This window comes from Streptomyces tsukubensis, assembly GCF_003932715.1.
Lineage (GTDB): Bacteria > Actinomycetota > Actinomycetes > Streptomycetales > Streptomycetaceae > Streptomyces > Streptomyces tsukubensis.
Map to the genome: position 1 here is coordinate 4,112,962 of NZ_CP020700.1, position 21,547 is coordinate 4,134,508.

21 protein-coding genes and 1 pseudogene are annotated in these 21,547 nt (G+C 72.3%); 11 read left to right on the plus strand and 11 right to left on the minus strand.

Translation table 11 applies throughout. The features are described 5' to 3' along the window. Position 1 precedes the first annotated feature (1 nt). On the minus strand, positions 2-790 hold the full coding sequence (locus B7R87_RS33125; protein WP_130584978.1) for a hypothetical protein: 789 nt from the start codon (positions 788-790) through the stop codon (positions 2-4). 311 nt (positions 791-1,101) lie between these two features. On the opposite strand from B7R87_RS33125, the gene B7R87_RS16690 reads away from it, so the two are divergent. Further along, a complete protein-coding gene (locus tag B7R87_RS16690; RefSeq protein WP_006347906.1) occupies positions 1,102-1,317 on the plus strand; it encodes a hypothetical protein in 216 nt (71 codons plus the stop codon). Positions 1,318-1,375: 58 nt separating this feature from the next. On the opposite strand, the gene B7R87_RS16695 is transcribed toward B7R87_RS16690, so the two are convergent. From B7R87_RS16695 to B7R87_RS16715, 5 genes and pseudogenes are all read right to left on the minus strand, one after another. After that, positions 1,376-2,464 (minus strand): magnesium and cobalt transport protein CorA, encoded by a 1,089-nt coding sequence (locus B7R87_RS16695; protein WP_006347905.1) that lies wholly within the window; start codon positions 2,462-2,464, stop codon positions 1,376-1,378. A 186-nt stretch (positions 2,465-2,650) separates the two neighbouring features. Further along, positions 2,651-3,013, minus strand: a complete 363-nt coding sequence (locus tag B7R87_RS16700) for a hypothetical protein (protein WP_006347904.1) — start codon at positions 3,011-3,013, stop codon at positions 2,651-2,653. A 73-nt stretch (positions 3,014-3,086) separates the two neighbouring features. Then, on the minus strand, positions 3,087-3,737 hold the full coding sequence (locus B7R87_RS16705) for a hypothetical protein (protein ID WP_130584977.1): 651 nt from the start codon (positions 3,735-3,737) through the stop codon (positions 3,087-3,089). A 597-nt stretch (positions 3,738-4,334) separates the two neighbouring features. Further along, entirely contained in the window at positions 4,335-5,957 is a 1,623-nt protein-coding gene (locus B7R87_RS16710) for a sensor histidine kinase (protein ID WP_006347902.1), read from the minus strand. Positions 5,958-6,157: 200 nt separating this feature from the next. Continuing rightward, a pseudogene (locus tag B7R87_RS16715) lies at positions 6,158-6,859 on the minus strand (response regulator transcription factor); the annotation flags it as partial. Positions 6,860-7,157: 298 nt separating this feature from the next. On the opposite strand from B7R87_RS16715, the gene B7R87_RS16720 reads away from it, so the two are divergent. Together B7R87_RS16720 and B7R87_RS16725 are read left to right on the plus strand one after the other, a co-directional pair. Beyond that, positions 7,158-8,855: an alpha/beta hydrolase gene (locus B7R87_RS16720; protein WP_006347900.1), complete on the plus strand. Its 1,698-nt coding sequence runs from the start codon at positions 7,158-7,160 to the stop codon at positions 8,853-8,855. 288 nt (positions 8,856-9,143) lie between these two features. Continuing rightward, positions 9,144-10,682, plus strand: coding sequence for an alpha/beta hydrolase (locus B7R87_RS16725; protein WP_006347899.1), 1,539 nt, complete (start codon positions 9,144-9,146; stop codon positions 10,680-10,682). A gap of 90 nt (positions 10,683-10,772) precedes the next feature. Here the strand turns inward: B7R87_RS16725 and B7R87_RS16730 are convergent, their stop codons facing one another. The 3 genes from B7R87_RS16730 to B7R87_RS16740 all read right to left on the minus strand — a co-directional run bounded on the left by B7R87_RS16730 (position 10,773) and on the right by B7R87_RS16740 (position 14,300). Continuing rightward, the gene (locus B7R87_RS16730; RefSeq protein ID WP_006347898.1) at positions 10,773-13,442 is read right to left on the minus strand and encodes a toxin-antitoxin system YwqK family antitoxin; all 2,670 of its coding nucleotides are present in this window, start codon (positions 13,440-13,442) and stop codon (positions 10,773-10,775) included. 234 nt (positions 13,443-13,676) lie between these two features. Further along, positions 13,677-13,934: a hypothetical protein gene (locus B7R87_RS16735; protein ID WP_078902236.1), complete on the minus strand. Its 258-nt coding sequence runs from the start codon at positions 13,932-13,934 to the stop codon at positions 13,677-13,679. Between the two features lie 183 nt (positions 13,935-14,117). Further along, positions 14,118-14,300: a hypothetical protein gene (locus tag B7R87_RS16740; RefSeq protein ID WP_006347897.1), complete on the minus strand. Its 183-nt coding sequence runs from the start codon at positions 14,298-14,300 to the stop codon at positions 14,118-14,120. 331 nt (positions 14,301-14,631) lie between these two features. On the opposite strand from B7R87_RS16740, the gene B7R87_RS16745 reads away from it, so the two are divergent. The 4 genes from B7R87_RS16745 to B7R87_RS16765 all read left to right on the plus strand — a co-directional run bounded on the left by B7R87_RS16745 (position 14,632) and on the right by B7R87_RS16765 (position 17,154). Continuing rightward, the gene (locus tag B7R87_RS16745; protein WP_006347896.1) at positions 14,632-15,408 is read left to right on the plus strand and encodes a helix-turn-helix domain-containing protein; all 777 of its coding nucleotides are present in this window, start codon (positions 14,632-14,634) and stop codon (positions 15,406-15,408) included. Between the two features lie 49 nt (positions 15,409-15,457). Further along, positions 15,458-15,712 carry a hypothetical protein gene (locus B7R87_RS16755; protein ID WP_006347895.1) on the plus strand — a complete coding sequence of 85 codons (255 nt, stop codon included), beginning with the start codon at positions 15,458-15,460 and terminating at the stop codon, positions 15,710-15,712. An 18-nt stretch (positions 15,713-15,730) separates the two neighbouring features. Continuing rightward, complete coding sequence (locus B7R87_RS16760; protein WP_040915423.1) at positions 15,731-16,216, plus strand: hypothetical protein; 486 nt, start codon at positions 15,731-15,733, stop codon at positions 16,214-16,216. A 65-nt stretch (positions 16,217-16,281) separates the two neighbouring features. Next, the gene (locus B7R87_RS16765; protein ID WP_006347893.1) at positions 16,282-17,154 is read left to right on the plus strand and encodes a glycosyltransferase family 2 protein; all 873 of its coding nucleotides are present in this window, start codon (positions 16,282-16,284) and stop codon (positions 17,152-17,154) included. Positions 17,155-17,163: 9 nt separating this feature from the next. On the opposite strand, the gene B7R87_RS16770 is transcribed toward B7R87_RS16765, so the two are convergent. After that, a complete protein-coding gene (locus B7R87_RS16770) occupies positions 17,164-17,646 on the minus strand; it encodes a DUF5994 family protein (RefSeq protein WP_006347892.1) in 483 nt (160 codons plus the stop codon). Positions 17,647-17,919: 273 nt separating this feature from the next. Between B7R87_RS16770 and B7R87_RS16775 the strand changes: the two genes are divergently transcribed. Further along, positions 17,920-18,492 carry a DUF5994 family protein gene (locus tag B7R87_RS16775; RefSeq protein ID WP_006347891.1) on the plus strand — a complete coding sequence of 191 codons (573 nt, stop codon included), beginning with the start codon at positions 17,920-17,922 and terminating at the stop codon, positions 18,490-18,492. A 48-nt stretch (positions 18,493-18,540) separates the two neighbouring features. Continuing rightward, positions 18,541-18,837 carry a hypothetical protein gene (locus tag B7R87_RS16780; RefSeq protein ID WP_006347890.1) on the plus strand — a complete coding sequence of 99 codons (297 nt, stop codon included), beginning with the start codon at positions 18,541-18,543 and terminating at the stop codon, positions 18,835-18,837. Positions 18,838-18,857: 20 nt separating this feature from the next. Here the strand turns inward: B7R87_RS16780 and B7R87_RS16785 are convergent, their stop codons facing one another. After that, on the minus strand, positions 18,858-19,739 hold the full coding sequence (locus B7R87_RS16785; RefSeq protein WP_006347889.1) for an NAD(P)-dependent oxidoreductase: 882 nt from the start codon (positions 19,737-19,739) through the stop codon (positions 18,858-18,860). Positions 19,740-20,055: 316 nt separating this feature from the next. Here B7R87_RS16785 and B7R87_RS16790 point away from each other — a divergent pair, with 316 nt between their 5' ends. Continuing rightward, positions 20,056-20,583, plus strand: a complete 528-nt coding sequence (locus B7R87_RS16790) for a hypothetical protein (RefSeq protein WP_006347888.1) — start codon at positions 20,056-20,058, stop codon at positions 20,581-20,583. A 103-nt stretch (positions 20,584-20,686) separates the two neighbouring features. Then, positions 20,687-21,532 (plus strand): DUF4097 family beta strand repeat-containing protein, encoded by an 846-nt coding sequence (locus tag B7R87_RS16795; RefSeq protein ID WP_006347887.1) that lies wholly within the window; start codon positions 20,687-20,689, stop codon positions 21,530-21,532. The last annotated feature ends 15 nt before the right edge of the window (positions 21,533-21,547 follow it).

Genomic DNA, 21,547 nt, shown 5'->3' on the forward strand with positions numbered 1-21,547 from the left:
TTCAGCGGCTCCGCCGCGGCTTGAGCAGCGCGGCGGCGAGCACGGCCGGGGTGGTGGTCACCAGAACGAGGACGACCAGGGGCATGCCTTCGCGGCCGGTCTGCGACGCGGGCGGCCGGTAGGCGGGCAGCTCCTGTGCGGCCCGCACGGGCCGGACGGGAGAGCGCGACGGGGTGGGTGAGGGCTTCGGCGGCGGAGTGCGCCGGACCACGGGCGGTGGTACGGGGGCGGGCGCGGCGATCCGCTCGGGCGCCGGAGCCGGAGCCGGGGGAGGCGGCGCCGGGGGAAGGGGCGCCGGGGTCGGCTCGGGCGTCGGCTTGGGGGTGGGTTGGGGGGTGGGGGCCGGTGTGGGCTTCGGTGTCGGGCTCGGGGTGGGAGTGGGCGTGGGCGTGGGTGTGGGGCTCGGGGTGGGAGTCGGGCTCGGCGTGGGGGTGGGTGTGGGCGACGGGGTCGGCTTGGGGGGTTTGGTGGGCTTGGGTGGCTTGGGGCAGTGCTTCAGCACCTGCACCCGGACCGATACCGAGATCTTCGGCGGGAACGGCCCGGTGGCACCGGCCTGTACGGAGAGGCAGATCAGCCCCGGCACCTGCAGATGGATCCGGGCGCCGACGGAGCCCGGAATCGACGCTCCCGACAGCCCGGATAACTCGGGCAGCTCAGGCAACTCGGGCAGCTTCGCCCGGTGCGCCGGAGTCCGTTCGGCGGTGGACCGGGCCGCTTCGGCTGCCCGGGGGGTCGGCGCGGGCCGGGGGCCGGGGCGCTCCGGGGCGCTCTCCCCGGGAGCGGGCACCGGGAGCAGGGAAGGGGCCGGCGCGGCGACGGCCGTACTACCCCCCTGTAATCCGAGAAGGACCGTCGCGATCGTCACTGCGCTCAACTGCTCCCATCGGGCCACATCAGCACGTTATGGGCGCAGCAGGGACACAGGTAGCACTATCACTTCGACTGATGAATAAGACATTTGTCGGATCGGACACCCACATGCGCATCACCGCTGTTCCACGGTGTGCGATGCGCCCCGGCGCCGGGGCGCGCACGCGGTGGGATCCGGACGGAGCACTCCGGGATGCGGGCAGCGGTGGCCCGTGAGACGTTCGCCGGGTGAGTGAATCACTGATCGACCTGGCGCGCTCCGGGACCGGCTACGCGGTCGCCGGACTCACCGTCTGCGCCCTGCTGTTCATGACCGTCGCGGCCCTGCGGCTCTCCAACGCGGGCCGTACGGAACCGTCCGACGAGGCGCGGTCGCTGCGGCTCGCGCTGTACGGCGGGGTGCTCGCCGCACTCTCCCTGGGGCTGTTCGTGACGGTGATATAGCGGAACGGGCGGCCGCGGAGAGCGGCGGCGGGCGGGCCGGACCCGCCCACCTCCCCGGTCAGAGCCAGCCGTTGCGGCGGAAGCTGCGGTGGATCACCACACAGGCGGCCGCCATGATCCCGAGGACCAGGGGATAGCCGTACCGCCACTTCAGCTCCGGCATGTGCTCGAAGTTCATGCCGTATACCCCGCACACCATCGTCGGTACGGCGATGATCGCGGCCCAGGCGGTGATCTTGCGCATATCCGCGTTCTGGACGACGGTCACCTGCGCCAGATGGGCCTGGAGTATCGAGTCCAGCAGTCCGTCGTATCCGGCGATCTGCTCGTTGAGCCGGACGAGATGGTCGACGACGTCGCGGAAGTACGGCTGCATGTCCGGGTCGACCGGCGGTTCGGGGCGGGTCGCGAGGCCGAGCAGCGGGCGCTCCAGCGGGCCTGCCGCGCGGCGGAGTTCCAGCAGTTCGCGTTTGAGCTGGTAGATCCGTCCCGAGTCGCCGCGCTGGGACCGTTCGCTGAAGACGACGTTCTCGACGGCGTCGACGTCCTCCTGGACCGCGTCGGCGACCGCGAGGTAGTCGTCGACGACCTGGTCCGCGATGGCGTGCAGCACCGCGCCGGGGCCCCGGGCGAGCCGCTGGGGCGAGGATTCGAGGTTCTCGCGCAGCGGGCCCAGTGAGCCGTGCCGCCCGTGCCGGACGGTGATCACGAAATCGGGTCCGGTGAAGACCATCAGCTCGCCCGTGTCGACGACTTCACTGGTCGCCGTCAGCTCTTCGTGGGCCACGTAGACGCAGGTCTTGAAGACCGCGAAGAGGGTGTCCCCGTACCGCTCGACCTTGGGGCGCTGATGGGCGTGGACGGCGTCTTCGACGGCCAGCGGATGGAGGCCGAACGTCTCCGCGTAGACGGCGAATTCGAGGTCGGTGGGCTCGTGGAGGCCGACCCAGACGAAGCCGCGCCCGCGTTTGCGGACCTGGCGGAGGGCGTCCGCCGCGGTGCCGTCGCAGGGCCGGCGCCGCCCGTCCTCGTACACCACGGCGTTGATCACCGAGCTGCCGAGCGGGGAGCGCCGTGGATGGGAGAGGTCGACCTTGGGCCGGTAGGCCCGGCGCACGGCGTGCCGGATGCGGCGGATGACGGGCACGGTGGCGCTCCTTCTGCGGGGCCCCGGGAGGGTCCGGGGCCGGTTCTGCGGGGCCGCCGGAAGATCCGGGGCGGGTTTCCTGCGGTTTCAGTGCCCCGGCGACCGTCCGGCCATGCGTGCCGGTCGGGCACCGGTGTCACCGGTGGTGACGACGGTAGGGCGGGCGGGGATCCGGAGGGCCGCCGTTCAGCGGTCGTTGAGGGTGAGGGGCTCCGAGACCGCCGTACCCCCGGTGACGTACTCCACTTCGTAGTGGACGAGGGTCGTCGCGCTGCTGAGGTACGGACCGGCCATCCGGACCGTGACGGCCGCCCCCACCCGGTGTCCGGGGACCCGCAGCGGTTCCCTGTGGAGGCCGTCCCGGGTCCGCCAGTGGACGGTGACGACGTCGTTCGCGGCCATGCCGGGGTAGGGGGCGATCCGTACGGTGAGGGCGCGGGTGTCCTCGTCGTCGTAGAACCCGTCGGGCGCCTCCGGTACGCAGGGCGCCGGAAGGAGTGCGGGTAGGGGTACGGGTGCGGGCTGCGGCCGGTCGGCGGGGTGCGTCATGACGGCGGTCTTCCCGCCGCGGGGCTCCCGGGAACAGTATCCGGATCCGCACTCCTCACTCCTCTTGGTGGTCTCACGGCCCGAACGGGGCCTGCGGGGTCCACTCCACCGGCTTCCCGGTCGCCTTCGGATGCCCGCCGGGCACTGTGCGGCACGGCGATTCGGCGTCGACCCGGAGCAGGCCCGCGGGCAGGCTCCACTGGAGGGAGACGACGTCCCCGGTGTCCGGGTCCTCGTAGCGCGCGCCCACCCCGCCGCGCCCGCCGGCCTCGTCGTCGTACGCGAACCCCGCCTCCCAGCCGTCGGCCCGCAGCCCTTCCCCGGCCCGGCGCAGGGCCTCGCGCGCCGCGGCGCCGTCCATCCCGCCGTAGGCCCAGATATGGCGGACTCCGACCGCCGACCGGTCGGTGCGCTCCGTGGAGACGGCCGCCCGGACCGGGCAGCGGGTGGAGCGCAGGGTGTTGTCGCCCGGGTCCGGAGGGGACGCGGGGAGCCCGGCGGCGCGGAGATCGGCGTGGACCCGCCGGGAGCGGTCCTGGAGCCGCTCGGCCGCGGTGTCCGGATCGGCGGCCGGATAGGGCCGGCCGCGCCACAGCCGGTCGGCGACGGGCCCGGTGGTGAGGACGGCGGTGCCCGCCGCCCCGAGGACGAGGGCGGCGATGACCGCCGCGACGGCCGCCGTACGCGGGCGCGGACGCCGCTGTCGCTGGATACCGGTGCGCATGGGCCGACGGTAGGGCCGGCCGGTGCGGCGGCGCCTGAGTAGACGTACTCATCCCCGGCGGGCTGCCGGTGGGTGCTTCCGTGCTCCGTCGGCTCCTGACGGGTTCTTCAACGGCTCTTCAAAGGTTCTTCAACGGTTGGGGCCTACCGTCCTCGTGTCCGGCCCGGGAGAGCCGGGCCGTCGGGGAGGTGGAACGGCTGTGGGAGACGGACCGGACCGCATCACGGGGGCCCCGGCGTCCGTGCCGCACGGGGGCGGCCACGGATGGACGGCGGACCCGGGGTGGGGTGTCGGACCGGGCTGAACCTCTCTTCCGGATCCGGCGTGAGCCCGTCGGGATCCGGAGGAGACGGCCCGCGGGACGGGGGAAGAGCGCCCCCGGACCCGTAGGCCCGGCCCGGCACCCCGGTTTCCCGACCGACCCCCACCGGTAGCAGCCTGTTCCTCACCCTCTTTCCGCCCCTCCACCGCCCTCCCGGTGGTGGGGCGGCACCTTCGGAAGCCCGGCCGGCCGCCGCCCGGTCGGGCTTCTGCATGCGCCCCCTCGTGCCCGTACCGCTTTCGCAGACCCCGTACGGGTTCTGAGGGCCGGGTCCTTCACAGGCGGTCCAGGACGACGGTGAACGTCGTGCCCGTGCCCACCGCGCTCTCCACCCGCACCGTGCCGCCGTGGTCGTGGACGATCTGACGGACGATGGACAGACCGAGGCCGCTGCCCCCGGTCAGCCGGCCGCGGGCCGCGTCGGCCCGCCAGAAGCGGTCGAAGAGGTGCGGAAGGTCGTCGGCGGGGATTCCGTGGCCGGTGTCCCGGACCCGGATCACGGCCTGCGGACCACGGGCTTCCAGGGCGAGCGTCACGCTGCCGCCGGACGGTGTCGCCCGGATGGCGTTGACGACCAGATTGCCGACGGCCTGGCGGAGCCGGTCCGGATCGGCGTGGACCAGGACCGGCGGTCCGTGGTCGGCGGGTTCGACGAGGAGCGCGACCCCGGTCGGTTCGGCCCGCGCGAGCTGGGCGGTACGGCAGGTCTCCAGCAGCTCGCCCAGGTCCGTCTCGCTGCGGTGGTACGTGAGGGCGCCCGCTTCCGCGAGCGCCAGCTGCTGGAGGTCGTCGACGATCCGCTTCTGGAGCATGACCTCCTCGTGGAGGGAGTCCAGCAGCTCCGGGGTGGCCTCCACATAGCCGTCCTGAAGGGCCTCCACATAGCCGCGGAGATTGGCCAGGGGGGTCCGCAGTTCATGGGCGATATCGCCGGTCATCCGGCGCTGGCGCTCCTCGGAGCGCTGGAGCGAAGCGGCCATCCGGTTGAAGTCGCGGGCCAGTTCCGCGATCTCGTCCCGGCCGGTGACCGGGACCCGGCGTCCGAGGTCGCCCTCGCCGAGGGAACGGGTCGCCTCCGTCAGCGCCCGGACCGGACCGAGCACGGCCCGGCTCAGCAGCAGCGCGGCCGCCGCGACGGCCAGTGCCACGCCCGCCGCGACGCCCGCGGCCGGCTTCGCCCCGGGGGAGGGCGGCGGCTCGTTCCCCACCCCGAGCCGCACGGTGAGCCGGGGCGGTACGACGCCCCGGACGTTGTCCCGGAACACCTGCTGGAGGCAGGGGTCGATGCCCGCCGTATCGCGGCCCATGCACGCCTGGGCCGTGTCCCGTACCGACGCACGCGCCTCGGGCACCTTGGCCCGGGGACACTGGGGGCGGGACGGATCGGTCCGTACCGACGGGGTGCCGCTCGGGGTGAAGCTGACCACGGGATCGGCCCCGGAGCGGGTGAGACAGGCCGCGTACCGCATACCGGTGATGTACGCGCCGATCTCGCGGAGCGTGGTCTCCATCCGGTGGACCCGGCCGGTGGCGGCGGGCGGGCGGAAGTCGGGCAGCGCATCGACCAGGACCGGAGTGCGGTCCCCCGGCGGGCGCGGTGCGCGGCCGTCCAGGGCGTCGGAGTCCGCGAGCAGGTCACCGTCCCCGGTGGTGACGTGGATCCGCTGCCCGGTGTCCCGGGCCAGGGCGTGCACGGCGGTCGCGACGCCCTCCCAGGTGCCGTGGGTGGCGCCGTACTGCCGCAGTCCGGCCGTGATCCGGATCTCCTCGGCCAGACCGGCGGTCACGCTCTGCTCCACGGCGTCGGTCGTCTGCCGCCAGGTCAGCCAGGCGGTCGCGGCACTCGCGGTGCAGGCGACGAAGAGCAGCAGGACGAGGGCGCGGAGGCGGAAGCTCACGGGGTGAAGTCACCGGCTCCGGGGAAGGGGGCGGAGCGCGGGCGGGGCTGCGGGGCGCGGTCGCGGACGGCACCGGAGCAGGAGGCCTCGGTCCTGGAGCCCGCCGACCAGGGGCCTTCGGACCTGGAGTCCCCGGTCCAGGACGCCGCGGCCCAGGAGCCGGGAAGCTCCGCCGTGCCTTCAGGCACTCGGGACCCCTCGGGCTCCGGGTCGTCCTCCTGCGGCGCGATGAGGCGGTAACCGCGCCCGTAGACCGTCTCCACGACCCGGGGGAAGCGGCCGTCGGCCTTCAGCTTCCGCCGCAGGTTCATCACGTGCGCGTCCACGGTCCGCACCAGGACGCCCTGGTCGAAGCCGAAGACCCGGTCGATGATCTGGGCCCGGGTGAACACCCGGCCCGGTGACTGCGCCAGGACGTGCAGAATCGCGAACTCCTTCCCGGTCAGCGGGATCGGCACCCCCGCCAGCCGCACCTCGTACCGGTCGGGGTCGATCTCCAGCACCCCCACCCGCAGCACCGCGGCGGCGGGCGGTACGGCGTTCGCGCGGCGCAGCAGGGCGCGCACCCGGGCGGCCAGCTCGCGGGGGCTGTAGGGCTTGGTCATGTAGTCGTCGGCACCGAGGTCGAGGCCGAGGAGGAGGTCCTCCTCGGTGGCGCGGGCGGTGAGGAGCAGGATGGGCACCGGGGATTCCATCCGCAGTACGCGGCAGACGTTGAGGCCGTCGACGAGCGGCATCATCACATCGAGGACGATCAGGTCGGGCCGGGTGGTTCTGGCCCGGTCGATGGCGCTCCGGCCGTCGGTGACGACCTGGACGTCATGGCCCTCGCGCTCCAGATAGATCCGGATCAGCCGGGCCTGCTTGACGTCGTCCTCGGCGACCAGAATGCGTGACGTCACGACGGCTCCTCCCCTGGTGAACTCCCCCGTCACTGACGGATGTCCCTCCGCTACCGGGCGACTCTACGGTTCGGAAAGCGAACAAAAAGGGCGGGCTTCACGGTGACTTCATGATTGGCGGTACGGGGGTGGTCCAGCGGGTGGTCCGGTGGCGCTCTCCGGCCCGGTGTTCCGGTGGGTTCCGCCGGGATTGTCGGTGCGTGATGGTGAGGAAATCACGGCGAGGGGGGTTAACCCGAGAACGGTTCGGCCCGGCAGCCGGATGGGACGGGCGGTCCGTTCCCGGAAGGCTGGATGCATGATCGGAAACCGCGGCACCAGCAACGTCCACGGCACCACCGACAACCACGGCACCACCGACAACCACGGCACCACCGACAACCACGGCACCACCGACAACCATGGCACCACCGACGACCACGGCACCACCGACAACCACGGACCGGCGGGGCACCCCTTACGCGGCAGCGGCCGGGCGCGTACCGCCCTTCTGCTGTCGGGCGCCACCCTGGCCTCGGCCGTCCTGACCGGCGGCACCACCGCCCAAGCCGCGCCCGCCCCCGCCTCCGGCGCCCGGGCCGCCGTGCCCGTACTGACCTGGACCCCCTGCGTCCAGCCCGGCGGCCCGCCGGGCCAGGAGTGCGCGCAGCTCACCGTCCCCGTCGACTACCGCGCACCGCACGGCCCGACGATGCAGCTGGCCGTCTCCCGGATCCTCAGCACATCGCCCGGGGAGCGGCGGGGAACCCTGGTCGTGGTGCCCGGCGGACCGGGCAACTCGGGGGTGCAGCGGCTGACGCAGAAGGCACCGGCGCTGCAGGTCCAGCTCGGCGGCGCTTACGACCTGGTGGCCTTCGACCCGCGGGGTGTGGGCGGCAGTTCGAAGGCGGCCTGCGGGATCGACGAGAAGGACCGGAGGGTGGACAAGCTGCGCTCCTGGCCGGGCGCGGGCGGCGATATCTCGGAGAACGTGGCGCGGTCGCGGCGGATCGCGGAGGCCTGCGCCCGTAACGGCGGCGCCGCGGTGCGCAGCCTCAGCTCCCTGAACCAGGCCCGGGACCTGGACCGGTTCCGGCAGGCGCTGGGCGAGCAGAAGGTGTCGGTCTGGTCGAACTCGTACGGCAGCTATGTGACCGCGATCTACGCGGAGCGCTTCGGGCACCGCACCGACCGGGTGGTCCTCGACAGCAGCGGCGACCCGGACCACCGGCGGGTCGCCCGCCGCTGGCTGGCGAACGCCGGACCGGCGGTGGAGGAGCGGTTCGCCGACTTCGCGGCCTGGGCGTCCGACCCGGCCCGGGAGGCGCCCGGGCAGGAGCCGGGGCTGCGGCTCGCCGCACGGCCCGAAGAGGTCCGGTCGCTGGTCGTCGCACTCGCCGAACGGCTGGAGCGGCAGCCGAAGGAGCGTACGGACACCGCAGGCATCGCCCTGGACGGCGCGATCCTGCGGCACACCCTGTGGGGCGCGCTCTACAACGACAACTCCTTCCCGGTCCTGGCGAGGCTGATCCGGGACGCCCGGGACCCGGCGGCCGTCGTGGCGATACCGGGCGATGTGAAGAAGCCCCTCTCCGACCAGGATGCAGCCGTATTCATGGGGGTGATCTGCAACGACGTGACGTGGCCCGGTTCGGTCGCCGGATACGAGCGGCGGGTCGCCGCGGACCGGGCGCGGTATCCCCTCACGGGCGGTCTGCCCGCGAACATCGCGCCGTGCGCGTTCTGGCAGAACCCGGACCGGGAGAAGCCGGTCCGGATCACCGGTGAAGGGCCTGCCAACATCCTGATGATCCAAGCCCGCAGGGATCCGGCGACCCCGCACTCCGGAGCCCTGGCGATGCAGCGGGCACTGGGCGACCGGGCCCGGCTGGTGACGGTCGAACGCGGCGGCCACGGGGTCTATCTGGGGATCCGGAACCCCTGCGGGGACGCGGTGGTGACGAAGTTCCTGCTGACGGGGGAGCGGCCGGAGCGTGACATTTCCTGTGGTGGTTGACGCATAGAGATACGGGGGGTCCGGCCCCGGCCCGGCACGGGGGTGCGGGCCGGGGCGGGACCCTCCCTCCCGGACGGGGTCACCCTCCTGTGCCGGGCCCAACAAGCTGTGCCGGGACGCGTTTTGCCCCGCTCCCGGTATACGACCGGAGGGGGAGATCGTCCGCGGATTCTTTACGTCTCCCGGGCGACCACGTCCCTACCAGCGCCTGATCCCTTCCCGCGGCGGCGGACGGAAGGGTGGTTGGTGTCACCCACCACCCCCCTCTCCGGAAACGGAGCATGTCCCATGCAGAAACGACGGGTCCTTGCGCCCGCCCTTGCCGTCGGCGTGCTGGCAGGTCTCGCCCCGGCCCTCGGTGCCGCCCCCGCGATCGCCGCCCCCGCCGACGCGGGGACGCAGCAGACCGCCCCGGACTGGAAGCGGTGCGATCCGCCGCTGCCCGCATCCGCCCGGTGCGCCACGCTCAAGTTGCCGCTGGACTACCGCAAGCCCGGCGGCCCCACCGTCGACGTCGAGATCTCCCGCCGTACCGCGGGCGACCCGGACCTGCGCCGGGGCATCCTCCTCCTCAACCCGGGCGGCCCCAGCGGCTCCGGGCTCGGCATGCCGTGGGACACCGAGGCGCCGCTGCCGAAGGCGGTCACCGACCGGTACGACGTGATCGGCTTCGACCCCCGCGGTGTCGGTGCCAGCACCCCCCTCACCTGCGAGCTGCCGCCGGAGCAGCGGCAGCCGTGGCTTCCGTACAAGCCCGAGACCTTCCAGCGGACCGTGACGGAGTTCCGGGGCGTCGCCGAGAAGTGCCGGGCGAAGTACGGGGACGACATCCTCCACTTCAACACCCGCAACACGGCCCGGGACATGGACGCCATCCGTGCCGCGCTCGGCGAGCGGAAGACCAGTTTCCTGGGGTACTCGTACGGCACGTATCTGGGCGCCGTCTACGCCGAGATGTTCCCGCACCGCACCGACCGCATGGTGCTGGACAGTGCCGTCGACCCCGATCTGGCCTGGCAGAAGGACACCCATCTGTACGCCACGGAGGGGCAGCGCGCCTTCAGCCGCTGGACGGAGTGGGCGGCGAAGAACGCCGACCGGTACGGTCTCGGCACCACGCCCGCTGAGGTGTCCCGTACCTTCTGGAAGCTGGTCCGGCAGGCCGACCGCAAGCCGGTCCTCATCGGCGAGCACCGCTACGACGGCGCACAGCTCCGCTCGGCCCTGCGGCCGGCCTTCTACTCGCTGAAGGAAGCGTCCGAACTGGTGGTCTCGGTGCGGAAGGCGGCGGCGGGCGAGACCGTGCCGGGCTTCCCCGGCGCCGGTATGGCCATGGACGACAACGGCCACTCCTCCTTCACCGCCATCACCTGCGGCGACGCGCCCTGGACCCGTAACGTCCAGGGCTACCGCGCCGCCGCCGAACGGAACGCCGCCCGCTACCCCCTCTACGGCGACCATGCGTTCAACGTCACGCCCTGCACCTTCTGGGACAAGCCCGTGGAGAAGCCCACCCGGGTGCGGAACGGCGTCGGCGCGCTGATCCTCCAGAACGAGTGGGACTCGCAGACCCCGCTCATCGGCGCGCAGGGGCTGCGGTCCCATATGAAGAACGCCCGTCTGGTGACGGTCGACGAGGGCGAGGGCCACGGGGTGTACCAGGCCAAGCGGAGCGCCTGCGCGGATGATCTGACGACGGCCTATCTGGTCGGCGGCACCCTGCCCGCGAAGGACGTGACCTGCGCGAAGGACCCGGCCCCGGCCGGCGGTTCCGCGGAGCCGGTCCACCCGGCGATCGCGGAAGCGGCCCCGGGCACCTTGCGCTGACGCGAGCACCGGCCCCGGGCACTCTGCGCTGACCCGAGCACCGGCCCCGGGCCCGTCCGCAGCCGTGCGGTACGGGCGCGGGGCCCGTCCTCACTCCTGCTCGGGGAGCGCCCGCAGCAGTTCGGCCGTGCACGGCAGGTTGTTGTAGCGGAGCACCTCGTTGAAGTCGACGTTGATCACGCTGCCGTCACCTGCGTGCGCGGCGACCGCCAGGACCACCCGGCGCTGGTCGGCCGTGAGCGGGGCGCCGTCCTGGTAGGCCTCCTCGGGGAAGACGATGTCGAGCAGGGACCGGGCCAGGGAGGGGGCGGTGAACGAGTTCGCCCCGTCCAGCAGGGCGCACATCTCGTCCAGACAGCCCTGGGAGTGCTCGGGCGGCAGCTGGGACAGCACGTCGAGCGCATCGGCGGACGCGGAGCCCTCCGCGAACCAGTGCGCCCCGTAGCCGTCCAGGCCGGTGGTGTCGCCGACGGCGGAGGTGAGCAGCGGCAGCGCGTTCGGCAGCGGGTTCCCGCCGATCCGGACCCAGGTCAGCGCGGCGCAGAAGGCGAGCAGCGGATCCTCGTCCCCGAGGAACGGCTCCACCAGGGCTCGGGTCTCGTCGCCGGGCGCGAGGCCCAGGCAGAGCAGCAGATCACCGAGGTTCTCCCGGTCCCGCTCGCCGCCTTCCGGTGCGGCCTCGGCGGCGAGACGGTCCCGCAGGGCGGCCGCGGCGGCCTCGCCCGGGGCGGCGGCCAGCAGATGGAACGCGGTCTGCTGGGCCTCCCGGGAGATGCCGGGGCCCCCGGCGGCGAGCCGGGCCCACGTCGGAGTCGCGGCGCCGAGCCGGGTGCAGATCTCGTGGTAGGCGGGCTCCACGCCGTTCTTCCCGAAGAAGTCCGCGGGATCCTCCGCCCCGGCGGCCTCGGCGTACAGCCTCTTCAAATCCCCGGCGGCACCCAGGCTGCCGTCCCGGGTGACGACATGCAGCAGGAAGTTCAGCAGGTCCTCTTCCTCGGGCCGGGCCTCCAGCAGCGCGATCACGAACCGCAGCGCCGGACCGGCGATCTCGGAGATCGTGTGCTGGTGCAGCACGGTGTCCCAGATCGTGCCCAAGGCGTGGCCGGAGGCGAGCGGGTCCGGAACGGCGAGCCCCTTGAGCAGGAAGGGGAAAGCGTCACTGCCGCCGAAGAAGGTCTCGTAGTCACTCCACTCGACGTCGTCGACGCCCGCGAGGGCCTCCGGCACCGGCATGGTCCGCCAGGCGTGCACGGCGTGCGCGAACTGCCCCAGGTCGCCGCTGCGCCGTACCTCCAGCCCCTCGAAATCGGTCACGGCGCGTTCGGTGCCGTCCGGGCCGTCGACGCCGTACAGCTTCCACCGCCCCACCGGCCCGCCCCGGAGACCCGGCAGGACCGCGCCCTCCGCGATCACCGCGCCGGAGGCGTCCAGACCGCGCCACCACTCGACCGGCTCGTCGTCCACCACGATCTCGGACGGTACGACTTCGGCCAGGCGCGTCCCGTCCTCGTCGAACCACACCTCGGACACCAGGTCCTCGCCCCGCGTGGTGCGCTCGACCTTCACGGCACCGTCCTTGGAGAAGCGCCGCTGGACGAACGCGCCATCGTTTTCGGGCAGTGCCTCGGTCTCTTTCTCCAGTTGCCCCCGGTCGTACTTCCGGTACAGCAGGACCATGCCGTCGGGGCCGTACGTCCACTCCTCGGACGGCCACTCGTGCCGCCACGCCACCCACTCGCGGCGCCGGGCCGGGCGGCCGTCCCTGAACTCGACCACGATCGGCTCGACCCGCGCCTCGCTGAACGACATGTCCTTCCACAGCCGCCAGGTGCCGAGGGCGGCGCCGGTCGCCGGGTCGACCTCACCGACGGCCCACGACTTCAGACCCGCGATCCACACGGCGTCGTCCGGGACGACCTCCAGCCGCTCGGGCTCGTCGCGCGGATCCGTGAATTCGCCCCGGGGCGCGCCGGTGTCCCCGCTCAGCAGCCGCAGGGCGAGGGCGGACCGCCCCTCGGAAGCGGCGTGCAGCGCGGCGCCCGGCGAGCTGCCGAGCCCGAGGGCGAGACACTCCTCCACCGCCCGCTCGTCCCCGGCCAGGTCCGCCTCGACGAGCGGATTGCCCTGGCAGCCGGCGGTCGTGTTGATCCGGGCCAGCTGCTTGCCTTCGAGGTCGTAGTACTCGGCGGCCTTGAACCGGCCGTCGCTCTCCCAGAACCGGTGCAGCCCGACCTTCGGCTCCTCACCGCCCGGCTTGAAGCGCTGGAAGTACCAGTGCCGGTGCCGGGTGGCGTGCTGGGCGCCCTCCGGCACACCGGCAGGGAGGGGAGGTATCGGCTCCCCGTCGAGATCGACCTCGGATCCGTCGGCGGTGTAGAAGCGCTGCCGGACGAAGTACCCGTCCTCGTCGAAGTCCTGGACCAGACGCCGGATCGACTCCGGCAGCTCGGCCATGACGGTCTCCTGGGACGGGGCGTCCGCGCGGTGGAGCACCATGGTGGTCCGCTTCCCGTCCTCCCACGGCCCTTCGCTCGCGACGGATCCGTCGTCGTGGTAGCGGAATTGCGGCCCGTGCATCTTCCCGTCGACCCAGGTGCTGGTCTCGACGAAGGTCCCGTCGGCCCGCCAGCAGCGCCACTCCCCGGTCTTCCCCCGCTCCCCGGTCGCCCCCAGGGTCCACCCCGGCTCCTCCTCGTCCCACCCGGCCTCGGCGGGCACGCCGTCCGGTCTGCCGGGGGTGGTGGCTTCGTCCATGGTCATGCTCCTCGTTCCTGCCCTGCCGCGTACCGCGTTCGGCCGCGCGCGAGTGAACCGTCCACCGATGTGCCCCCGTGGCCGCTTGTGCGTGCGATCGGTGATGCGACGGGATGCTAGGCCCACCCACCGACAAGGCGGTACAGGGGTGGACTTCGACGGGTGCGGTGGTGGTGCGTCCGCAGATGCAGCAGGGGGCGGTGACGGGGTCCGGGGGTTTGGCCAGGAGGCCTTCGAGGTTCATCCGACCCAGGTCCAGGCGGGTCCGGGGCGGGAGGCGCGTACGGCGACGGGCTGTTCGAGCCGGATCCCGTACGGCGCGACGATGAGCCTGCGGCGGCGGGCCCGGGCTTGGAGGATGGCCTGTGCCTGGTGTTGGTCGGGGCTGGTCCAGGGCCGGGTCCAGGGGTCGGTACGCGGTGGCGGTGCCGGGACGAGGGTTGGCGGGTTGAGGAGAGTCCGTAACCGGTTGAGGGCCCGGTGGATAGGGTTTCGCATACGACGGATCAGCTCCTTGCGTAGCTGGTCGGTTGAGCCCCGACGGACCGTTGCTGCGGTCTGTCGGGGCGTTTGTGTGTACGTGGCTTGGGCGGTCCCGGCCCCGTGCCGGGGGTCGTATGCGGGGCCGGGACCTGTGTCCCGTACGCGGGGCATTGGGGGCTGCGGCGCGTACGGGAGCCTTCAGCGGCCGGTGCGCTGGGGGATCTTGCGCGGGGCCGGGCACTCGGGATGCGCGTAGAGGGAGGGCCGCGCCCCGGACGCGGAGAACCCGAGCATCACGAGGTTCTCCTCGGACCGCTCGACCGGCCGGTCGCAGTAGACGCAGTACTCGGGATCCGGAACGGCGGCGGGCTCATTGCCCATGGTCGTCCTCCGGGCTGTGTCGGCAGCGGGGGCAGCGGCAGGGCGGGAAGCGCAGCGGCTCGGGTGGGAGGTCGCGGGCGGCGTCGGCATGGACGACCGTGTGCGGTCCCCAGGTCCGGCCCGAGTCCCGGGAGACACGAAGCGTCATCAGAACTCTCTGTCCGCCGTCCGGAGGGCACCTGCCGGACAGTCGGCCGTCGTCGGTGATGGTCACGGAAACACGATGGACCGGACACGCTCCGTTGCGCGGCGTCGCTGAAGGCGACATTCCGGCGGCATGGAAGGCGTCAAATCGGTGTCATTGCCGGGTCGGTGGGCGTACCGTGCTCGCATGGCGACCCCGAACAGCGCGCTCCGGGCGGTCCGTATGGGCCTGCTCATGTCCCAGGACGACTTCGCCCGCGCGGTCCGCGAGGCCGGAATCCGCGCAGGCCAGCCCAACGATGCCAACAAGCGCCTGGTCCAGAGATGGGAGTCGGGCACGACCACCGCACCACGCGCCGTCTACGCCCGTGCCCTCGAAGCGGTCACCGGACTGCCCATCGACGCCCTCGGCTTCGACGGGATCGTGATAGCCCGTGTGACCGACACCGGACCCGCCGGAGACAGCGAGCCGAGCAGCCCCGGCACCTCACCGACCGCACGGGCCACTCCTGCGGCCATGCCCCACAACGCCCCGGCCACGGCCCACCGCAACTACTCGGGCGTCTGGCTGTCCCGCTACGAGTACTACTCCAGCAGCCGTGACGCCACCCACACCGGACTGCACTATGTGGTGATCCTCCAGCACGGCGACCGTCTCACCGTCCGCAGCCTGCCCGGCTCCTCCGACTCCCCTCTCACCATCGACCTCCACGTCGACGGCCATGTCGTCACCGGCACCTGGACCGAGCAGACCGCAGCGGACGGCTACTACCGGGGCGCCCGCTACCACGGGGCCGTACAGCTCCTCGTCGAACCGACCGGCCGCCGCATGGCCGGCAAATGGGTCGGCTTCGGAAAGGACTTCGACATCAACACCGGCCCCTGGACACTGACCTTCGAAGACGCCTCCACCACGAAGGCCACCCTGGCCTCCTACGACAGAAAACCCGCCGCTGACAGCTGACATCCCATGCCACTACGGGAACTTGCACCCCTGATCGGACGGAACTGACGTGCTGGTTTTCGAGGTCAAGAACGACGAACTCATGGAGTCCGTCGACCGGCAGGCGGCCAGGGCCGGTGTCACGGACGCGGCTATCGTTTCCCTGAGCTGGGCGGCACCCTTCCTCGAAGTGGAGACCATCGTCGCGGAGGCCGATGTGGCCGCGGCGCCGGCGGATGTGCGCTCGGTGCTCACGAGCCTCGGCATCGACGAGGGCGATCTGACACGAGAGTTGTACACGGACGCCGTACGGGCGCGCCGGTGAGCGGAAGGGTGACACGGCATGGTGACCATGGCTGTGACGGGGCATATGGACCTGACCGAGGAGAGTGTGGCTCTGGTCCGTGCTGCCCTGCGGGAACTGCTTGCCGGGCGGGGTAACGGGCTGACCGGGGTGTCGTGCATCGCGGCCGGTGCCGACAGCCTTTTTGCCGAGGCCGTGCTGGAAGCGGGCGGGCGGCTGGTGGTCGTCGTGCCGTCGCGGGACTACCGGGCGGCCAAGGTGAAGCCGGGGCACGCGGAGCTCTTCGACCGGCTGCACGGGGCCGCGGCCGAGGTCGTCGTCCTGCCGAACGAGACCGCCGACCGGACCGCCTACGAGTCCGCCAACCGTGAACTGCTGGCCCGCGCCGAGCGGCTCGTCGCCGTATGGGACGGCACGCCGCCCTCCGGGAAGGGCGGCGGCACCGCCGATACGGTCCTCGAAGCGCAGGCTGCCGGTATCCCCGTGGACATCGTCTGGCCCGAAGGGGCAAGCCGACGCGGCTGAGTGCAATGTGAACCTCTGGACACGAGCGTCACCGAACTCCTGCGAGCCACCGCGTGAAGGGCACCATGAATCCGACCCTCGGCGTGATCGTTCTGACCATGGGGGACCGTGAGCCGGAACTGCGCGCTCTTCTTGATTCGGTGGTCGGGCAGGACGGTGAGGCTGCCTCGGTGGTCGTGCTGGGGCAAGGTGTGGGGCTACCCGACTTGCCGGTCTGGGCGGAAGGTGTCGAGCTTCCGGAGAATCTCGGGGTCCCGGGCGGCCGGAACGCCGGGGTCGAGTGGCTGCGGCAGCACGGCGGCGTCGATGTGGTCGTGGTACTCGACGACGACGGGTTCCTCCCCCGGACCGACACCCTGCAACTGGTCAGGGAAGCATTTGCCGCCGAGCCCCGGCTGGGGATCGTGAGCTTCCGTATCGCCGACGAGGAGGGCCTCACCCAGCGCAGGCACGTACCCCGCCTGGGTGCCTCCGATCCGTTGAGGTCCGGGCCGGTCACCACCTATCTCGGCGGGGGCCATGCCATCCGTATGAGCGTGATCGACGAAGTCGGGGAGTTCCCCGCCCCGTTCTTCTACGCGCACGAGGAGACCGACTTCGCCTGGCGTGCCCTGGACGCCGGTTGGGACATCCACTACCGCGCCGATATGGTGCTCCGCCATCCCCGTACCGAGGCGTCCCGGCATGCCGTCTACTACCGCAATACCGCCCGCAACCGGGTGTGGCTGGCCAAGCGCCGTCTGCCCGCGGTCCTGGTGCCGGTGTATCTGATGACGTGGGCGGCGTACACCATGAAGCAGAGGCCGCCGAGGGAGGGCCTCAAGGCCTGGTGGTCCGGATTCTTCGAAGGCGTACGCACTCCGTGTCCGCCCCGCAGGCCCATCCGATGGCGCACGGTCCGGCGGATGACCCGCCTGGGACGCCCACCGGTGATCTGAACGGACTTCCTACTCGGGTTCGGGTGCCGTGGCCACCAGGAGGATCTGCGCGGCCTGGGTGATGTTGTCCGCGTGGACGGCGCGTGCCATGGCTTCGCGGGCGGCGTCCGCCCCCGTGTCCGGAGGGACCAACAGCAGCGCGAAGTGGTCGTTGTCGCCACGGGTGATGAGGACCGTGTCGTCCCCGACCGGGTCGGAGTCGAGGTGGACCACCTGGTCGTCCACGATCAGGCGGGTCGGGACCTCGTCCCAGGCGGACGAGTCCACGCCCACCCTGGTGATCGGCCCCAGATGCTCACTCAACACCCTGATCAACGCGGGCAGCTCGGTCTCGATATCGCGGGTCCGCGGCCACCACGCGCCGTCCAGGAGACCCTCCCGGGACCGCTTCGTCTCCAGCCGCAGCAGTGCCGCACCCGGTTTGACCGCCCGGTGGATCGCATCCGGCAGAAGCAGCGGCGGGGGCGTGTGAGAACTGTCCGAGTCGGCCATGGGATCCGTCCCTCTACCGGGCGCGGCCCGCGTCACCGCAGATCCGCACCGATGTCGACATCGGTGCCCGGTCGGCCGCGGGCACGAGCCCGTCGTCGTTTCACGATACTCCCCCCAGGCGGAAAATACCTGGTCGCGCCGGTCGTGGGCGCCCTGACAGGCGTACCCTGAAGACACCGGGAGTACTTCGCACACCCACTTCCACGCGGGTGTCATTTCCGGCGATCGCCTACGCCGGGCCGTCGACAGACAGCCCAGAGGCAGGTCCGCACCATGACCACCATCCTCGACCGGACCGTGCCCCGCGACCTCGCCACAGAGCTCCCGGCACGCTTGTCCCTCACACCGAAGACCACCCTCGCCGGTCTGCTGGACGGCGCCTGGTGGCCCCGCTCCCGCGATCTCGAAGCCGAGCTTCCCCCACTCGCGGCGGCACTCGACGGGGTCTGGGGGCGCATCACCCGCGTCGCCGTGAACCCCACCCGCTGGCCCGTCGTCCCGCGCACGGTCGCCATGGGCGGGCGCAAGATCCACGTCGGCTGGTTCACCGAACAGGACCCCGACAAGCTCCTTCTGCTCTCCTACACCGCCGGCCGCTGGGACCTGCTCGTCATTCCGCCCGAGACCGCACCCGCAGCCGCCGCCCGGCTGATGGCCGCCGCGGCGGTGCCGGGCAGCGTCCTCACCGCGGGCGTCCTGATGGCCGACGAAGGCGTCATCGGGCGCGGTATCCGGGACGCCGTGCGCCGGGAGTCCACCTGGGAGGACGAAGGCGGGGCCTTCCTGACCTCCTCCGGGAATCCGGCGGGCCGCTCCGCCCTGCCACCGCCCGGAAGCGGCAGCTGAGTTCCACCTGCGCCGCATCCTTGCCGCCCACCCGAAGGGACATCCCGCATGAAGCACATCGAGACCCGGACACTGCCGTCGCCCGGACACGCCGAGGTCCGCATCACCGCGCGCACCCCCGAAGCCGCCCGAGCTGTGGCGGAGGCGCTCCGCCGCTGCTTCGCCGGAGCGGAACAGCGCAGCTATCCCGGACCGAACGGTGACACCCTCCTCCACCTCACCGTGGACACGGCCGCCACCCCCGGCCCCGCCCGCTCCTGGCTGGCCGCCAGCCGGACCGCCGGTGACCACTCCGACGAGACCTCGGAACGCGTCGCGGCGGCCACGGACGGCCGGCACCGCTGACTGCCGGACCGGCGTCCCCGCTACTTCCCCGCCTTCATCAGCTCCACCAGTCCGGAGAAGCTGTCCGCCGCGCCGCCCTCCGCGATGCCCCGGCGGAAGAGGTCCACCACCGCCTGCGGCAGCGTCGTGTCGACTCCGGCGTCCTTCATCGTGTGCAGCACATGCTCCACGCTCGCCGTTCCCATCGCGAGGCGGTCCACATCGCCCTCGTGGTTCCCCGCGTCGATGCGCTCCGCGTAGAACGGGGTGAACATGTCCAGCGACGCGAACGTCTCCCGGGCGTGCGACAGCACATCCGCCGCCTTCAGGCCGTGCGCGTCGGCCAGGGCGATCGCCTGCCAGTAACTCAGCATCGACGTCCAGAACATGGTCATCCCGATCTGGTACATCAGTGCGGCGAGACCCGGGTCCTCGCCCCGGTAGTCGGGCCGGGTCAGCACGCCCAGGGTGTCCCGGTGGCGGTCGAAGGCGTCCCGCGGGCCGCTGTAGAAGGTGTACGTCCGCTCCGGGGCGCCGATCCCGGACGGCGGGGTGGTGACCCCGCCCGCCAGGAACTCCGCGCCCGCGGCGGTGACCCAGCGGGCGCCCTCGCGGGTCCGCTCCGGGGTGTCCGAGCTGAGGTTGACGACCGTCCGCCCGGCCAGCGCGCCCGCCACCGGCTTCAGCAGCGCGTCCATCGCGTCGTAGTCGGTCAGGCTCAGGATCACCAGCTCATTCGTGCCGAGCGCCGCTTCGATGCTCTCCGCGAGCCGCGCGCCCCGGGCGACCAGGGGTTCGGCGCGGGCCGGGGTCCGGTTCCAGACGGTGACCTCATGGCCTCTTTCGAGGAACGCCTCGACCATGGCGGCTCCCATGGGGCCCAGGCCGATGACGGTGACGGGGGCGGGGGTGGATGCGGACATGGGGGCTCCTTCGCCGGCTCTGCCAGGACTAAAACGAGCGCTCTATTCAGCGCGGTGCCGTGACTGTAGCACGACACTAGAACGAGCGCTCTAGTGAGGAAGGGATGGGTGTGGCGCCAGGGGGTGCAGGATGGTGCCAATCGGTGGCGCGTGGCGCCAATGTGTGGCCCGAGGGGTGCCCAGGGGCTTCCGGCTGAGCTGCCCTATGGGCGGCAAGGGTGCGTTTTTGCTGGTCAGTGCGGTCTGGTGCCAGCAGGGCGCAGGGTGGGCGCCAAGGGGCTTGCGTGTGGCGCCATAAAGGTGCCATGATGACGTCATGGACCTCACACCGTACGTCGAAACCGTTCGCCGCGAGTTCGCGGCGGCCTGCGAGGCCGGCGGGGAAGACTCCCGAGAGCTGGCGGAGCGGCTGAACGCCCCGCTGGAGGCGGCGACCCGCCTGGCCATGCTTCACGTGCTCTCCGCCGCCATGGACGAGATCACCCGCGAACTGGCGCCCGGCTCGGTCGACGTACGGCTGCGCGGGCTCGACCCCGACTTCATCGTGACGCTGCCGACCGCACACGACGACGCCACGCTCACGCCCACGCCCCTGCCCGCCGAACCGTCCAGGGCCCCCGCACCCGCCGAAGGCGACGACGGCAGCACCGCCCGCGTCAACCTCCGGCTCCCCGCCTACCTCAAGACCCTGGTCGAGGAGGCCGCGGCCCGCGAAGGGCTGTCGCTCAACGGCTGGCTGGTACGCGCCGTGTCCGCCCGGGTCGACCGCGGACCCGGGACGGCCCGGCCGCCGGAGACGACGCCCCGGGGCAGCGGAAAGAGCCTCCACGGCTGGGCCCGCTAGGCCCTGTCCGGGCGCCCCGCCCCACCCCACGACTTCACCTTCGTCACGTCCCGCCGACCGGGACGCCACCCCAGCACCCCAGACTCACGAGGACGGGACAGCCATGCCTGCTTACGCCACCGCCCAGCCCATCTCGGTCACCGCGCACGTCGAGGGCGGCTCCATCCGCTTCACCGCGACCGACCGCACCGACACCGTGGTCGACGTCCGGGCCCGCGAGCCGAAGAAGGAGCTGGACGCCCGGACCGCCGAGCAGACCGAGGTCTCGTACACGAACGGACTGCTCACCGTACGGACGCCCAAGCCCGGCATCCTCGGCCGGACCGGAATCGTCGACGTCACCGTCGAACTGCCCACGGGCTCCCGGATCGACATGACCGGCGCCTGGGCCCAGGTGGTCGGCGAGGGGCGGCTCGGCGAGGTCCGGGTGAAGACCTCCTCCGGCGATGTCCGCCTCGACGAGACCGGCCCGCTGAACCTGACCGCCTCCCACGGCTCCCTCAGCGTCGACCGGGTCGAGGGCCTCGCCGAGATGACCACCAGCTCCGGCAGTCTGCGCGCCGGCCTCCTCGACGGCCCGGCCGTCCTGAAGAACTCGCACGGCACCACCGTCGTCGGCGCCGTGACCGGCGAACTGCGCGTGAACGGCGCCAACGGCGATATCGAGATCCGGCGCGCCGAGGACTCCGTCACCGCGGTCACCGCGCACGGCACCGTCCGCGTCGGTGAGGTGGCCCGCGGCACCGTCCAGCTGGAGACCTCCTACGGCGCCATCGACGTCCGCGTCCGCGAGGGCTCGGCCGCGTGGCTCGACCTCAACTCGGGCGCAGGCCAGGTCCGCAACACCCTCGCAGAGTCCGGCGCCCCGGAAGGAGCCGAGGAAACCGTCACGATCCGCGCCCGCTCCCGCTACGGCAGCGTCGACGTCCTCCGCGCCGCCCAGGTCTGACCCCGCGCGCCGCAC

What these genes read in the sequence shown, in the direction of transcription:
- B7R87_RS16700 (WP_006347904.1), bottom strand. Translation starts at nt 3,013, where the DNA reads ATGACGCACCCCGCCGACCGGCCGCAGCCCGCACCCGTACCCCTACCC.
- B7R87_RS16705 (WP_130584977.1), bottom strand. Translation starts at nt 3,737, where the DNA reads ATGCGCACCGGTATCCAGCGACAGCGGCGTCCGCGCCCGCGTACGGCG.
- B7R87_RS16720 (WP_006347900.1), top strand. Translation starts at nt 7,158, where the DNA reads ATGATCGGAAACCGCGGCACCAGCAACGTCCACGGCACCACCGACAAC.
- B7R87_RS16725 (WP_006347899.1), top strand. Translation starts at nt 9,144, where the DNA reads ATGCAGAAACGACGGGTCCTTGCGCCCGCCCTTGCCGTCGGCGTGCTG.
- B7R87_RS16730 (WP_006347898.1), bottom strand. Translation starts at nt 13,442, where the DNA reads ATGACCATGGACGAAGCCACCACCCCCGGCAGACCGGACGGCGTGCCC.
- B7R87_RS16735 (WP_078902236.1), bottom strand. Translation starts at nt 13,934, where the DNA reads ATGCGAAACCCTATCCACCGGGCCCTCAACCGGTTACGGACTCTCCTC.
- B7R87_RS16740 (WP_006347897.1), bottom strand. Translation starts at nt 14,300, where the DNA reads ATGGGCAATGAGCCCGCCGCCGTTCCGGATCCCGAGTACTGCGTCTAC.
- B7R87_RS16745 (WP_006347896.1), top strand. Translation starts at nt 14,632, where the DNA reads ATGGCGACCCCGAACAGCGCGCTCCGGGCGGTCCGTATGGGCCTGCTC.
- B7R87_RS16760 (WP_040915423.1), top strand. Translation starts at nt 15,731, where the DNA reads ATGGTGACCATGGCTGTGACGGGGCATATGGACCTGACCGAGGAGAGT.
- B7R87_RS16765 (WP_006347893.1), top strand. Translation starts at nt 16,282, where the DNA reads ATGAATCCGACCCTCGGCGTGATCGTTCTGACCATGGGGGACCGTGAG.
- B7R87_RS16770 (WP_006347892.1), bottom strand. Translation starts at nt 17,646, where the DNA reads ATGGCCGACTCGGACAGTTCTCACACGCCCCCGCCGCTGCTTCTGCCG.
- B7R87_RS16775 (WP_006347891.1), top strand. Translation starts at nt 17,920, where the DNA reads ATGACCACCATCCTCGACCGGACCGTGCCCCGCGACCTCGCCACAGAG.
- B7R87_RS16780 (WP_006347890.1), top strand. Translation starts at nt 18,541, where the DNA reads ATGAAGCACATCGAGACCCGGACACTGCCGTCGCCCGGACACGCCGAG.
- B7R87_RS16785 (WP_006347889.1), bottom strand. Translation starts at nt 19,739, where the DNA reads ATGTCCGCATCCACCCCCGCCCCCGTCACCGTCATCGGCCTGGGCCCC.
- B7R87_RS16790 (WP_006347888.1), top strand. Translation starts at nt 20,056, where the DNA reads ATGGACCTCACACCGTACGTCGAAACCGTTCGCCGCGAGTTCGCGGCG.
- B7R87_RS16795 (WP_006347887.1), top strand. Translation starts at nt 20,687, where the DNA reads ATGCCTGCTTACGCCACCGCCCAGCCCATCTCGGTCACCGCGCACGTC.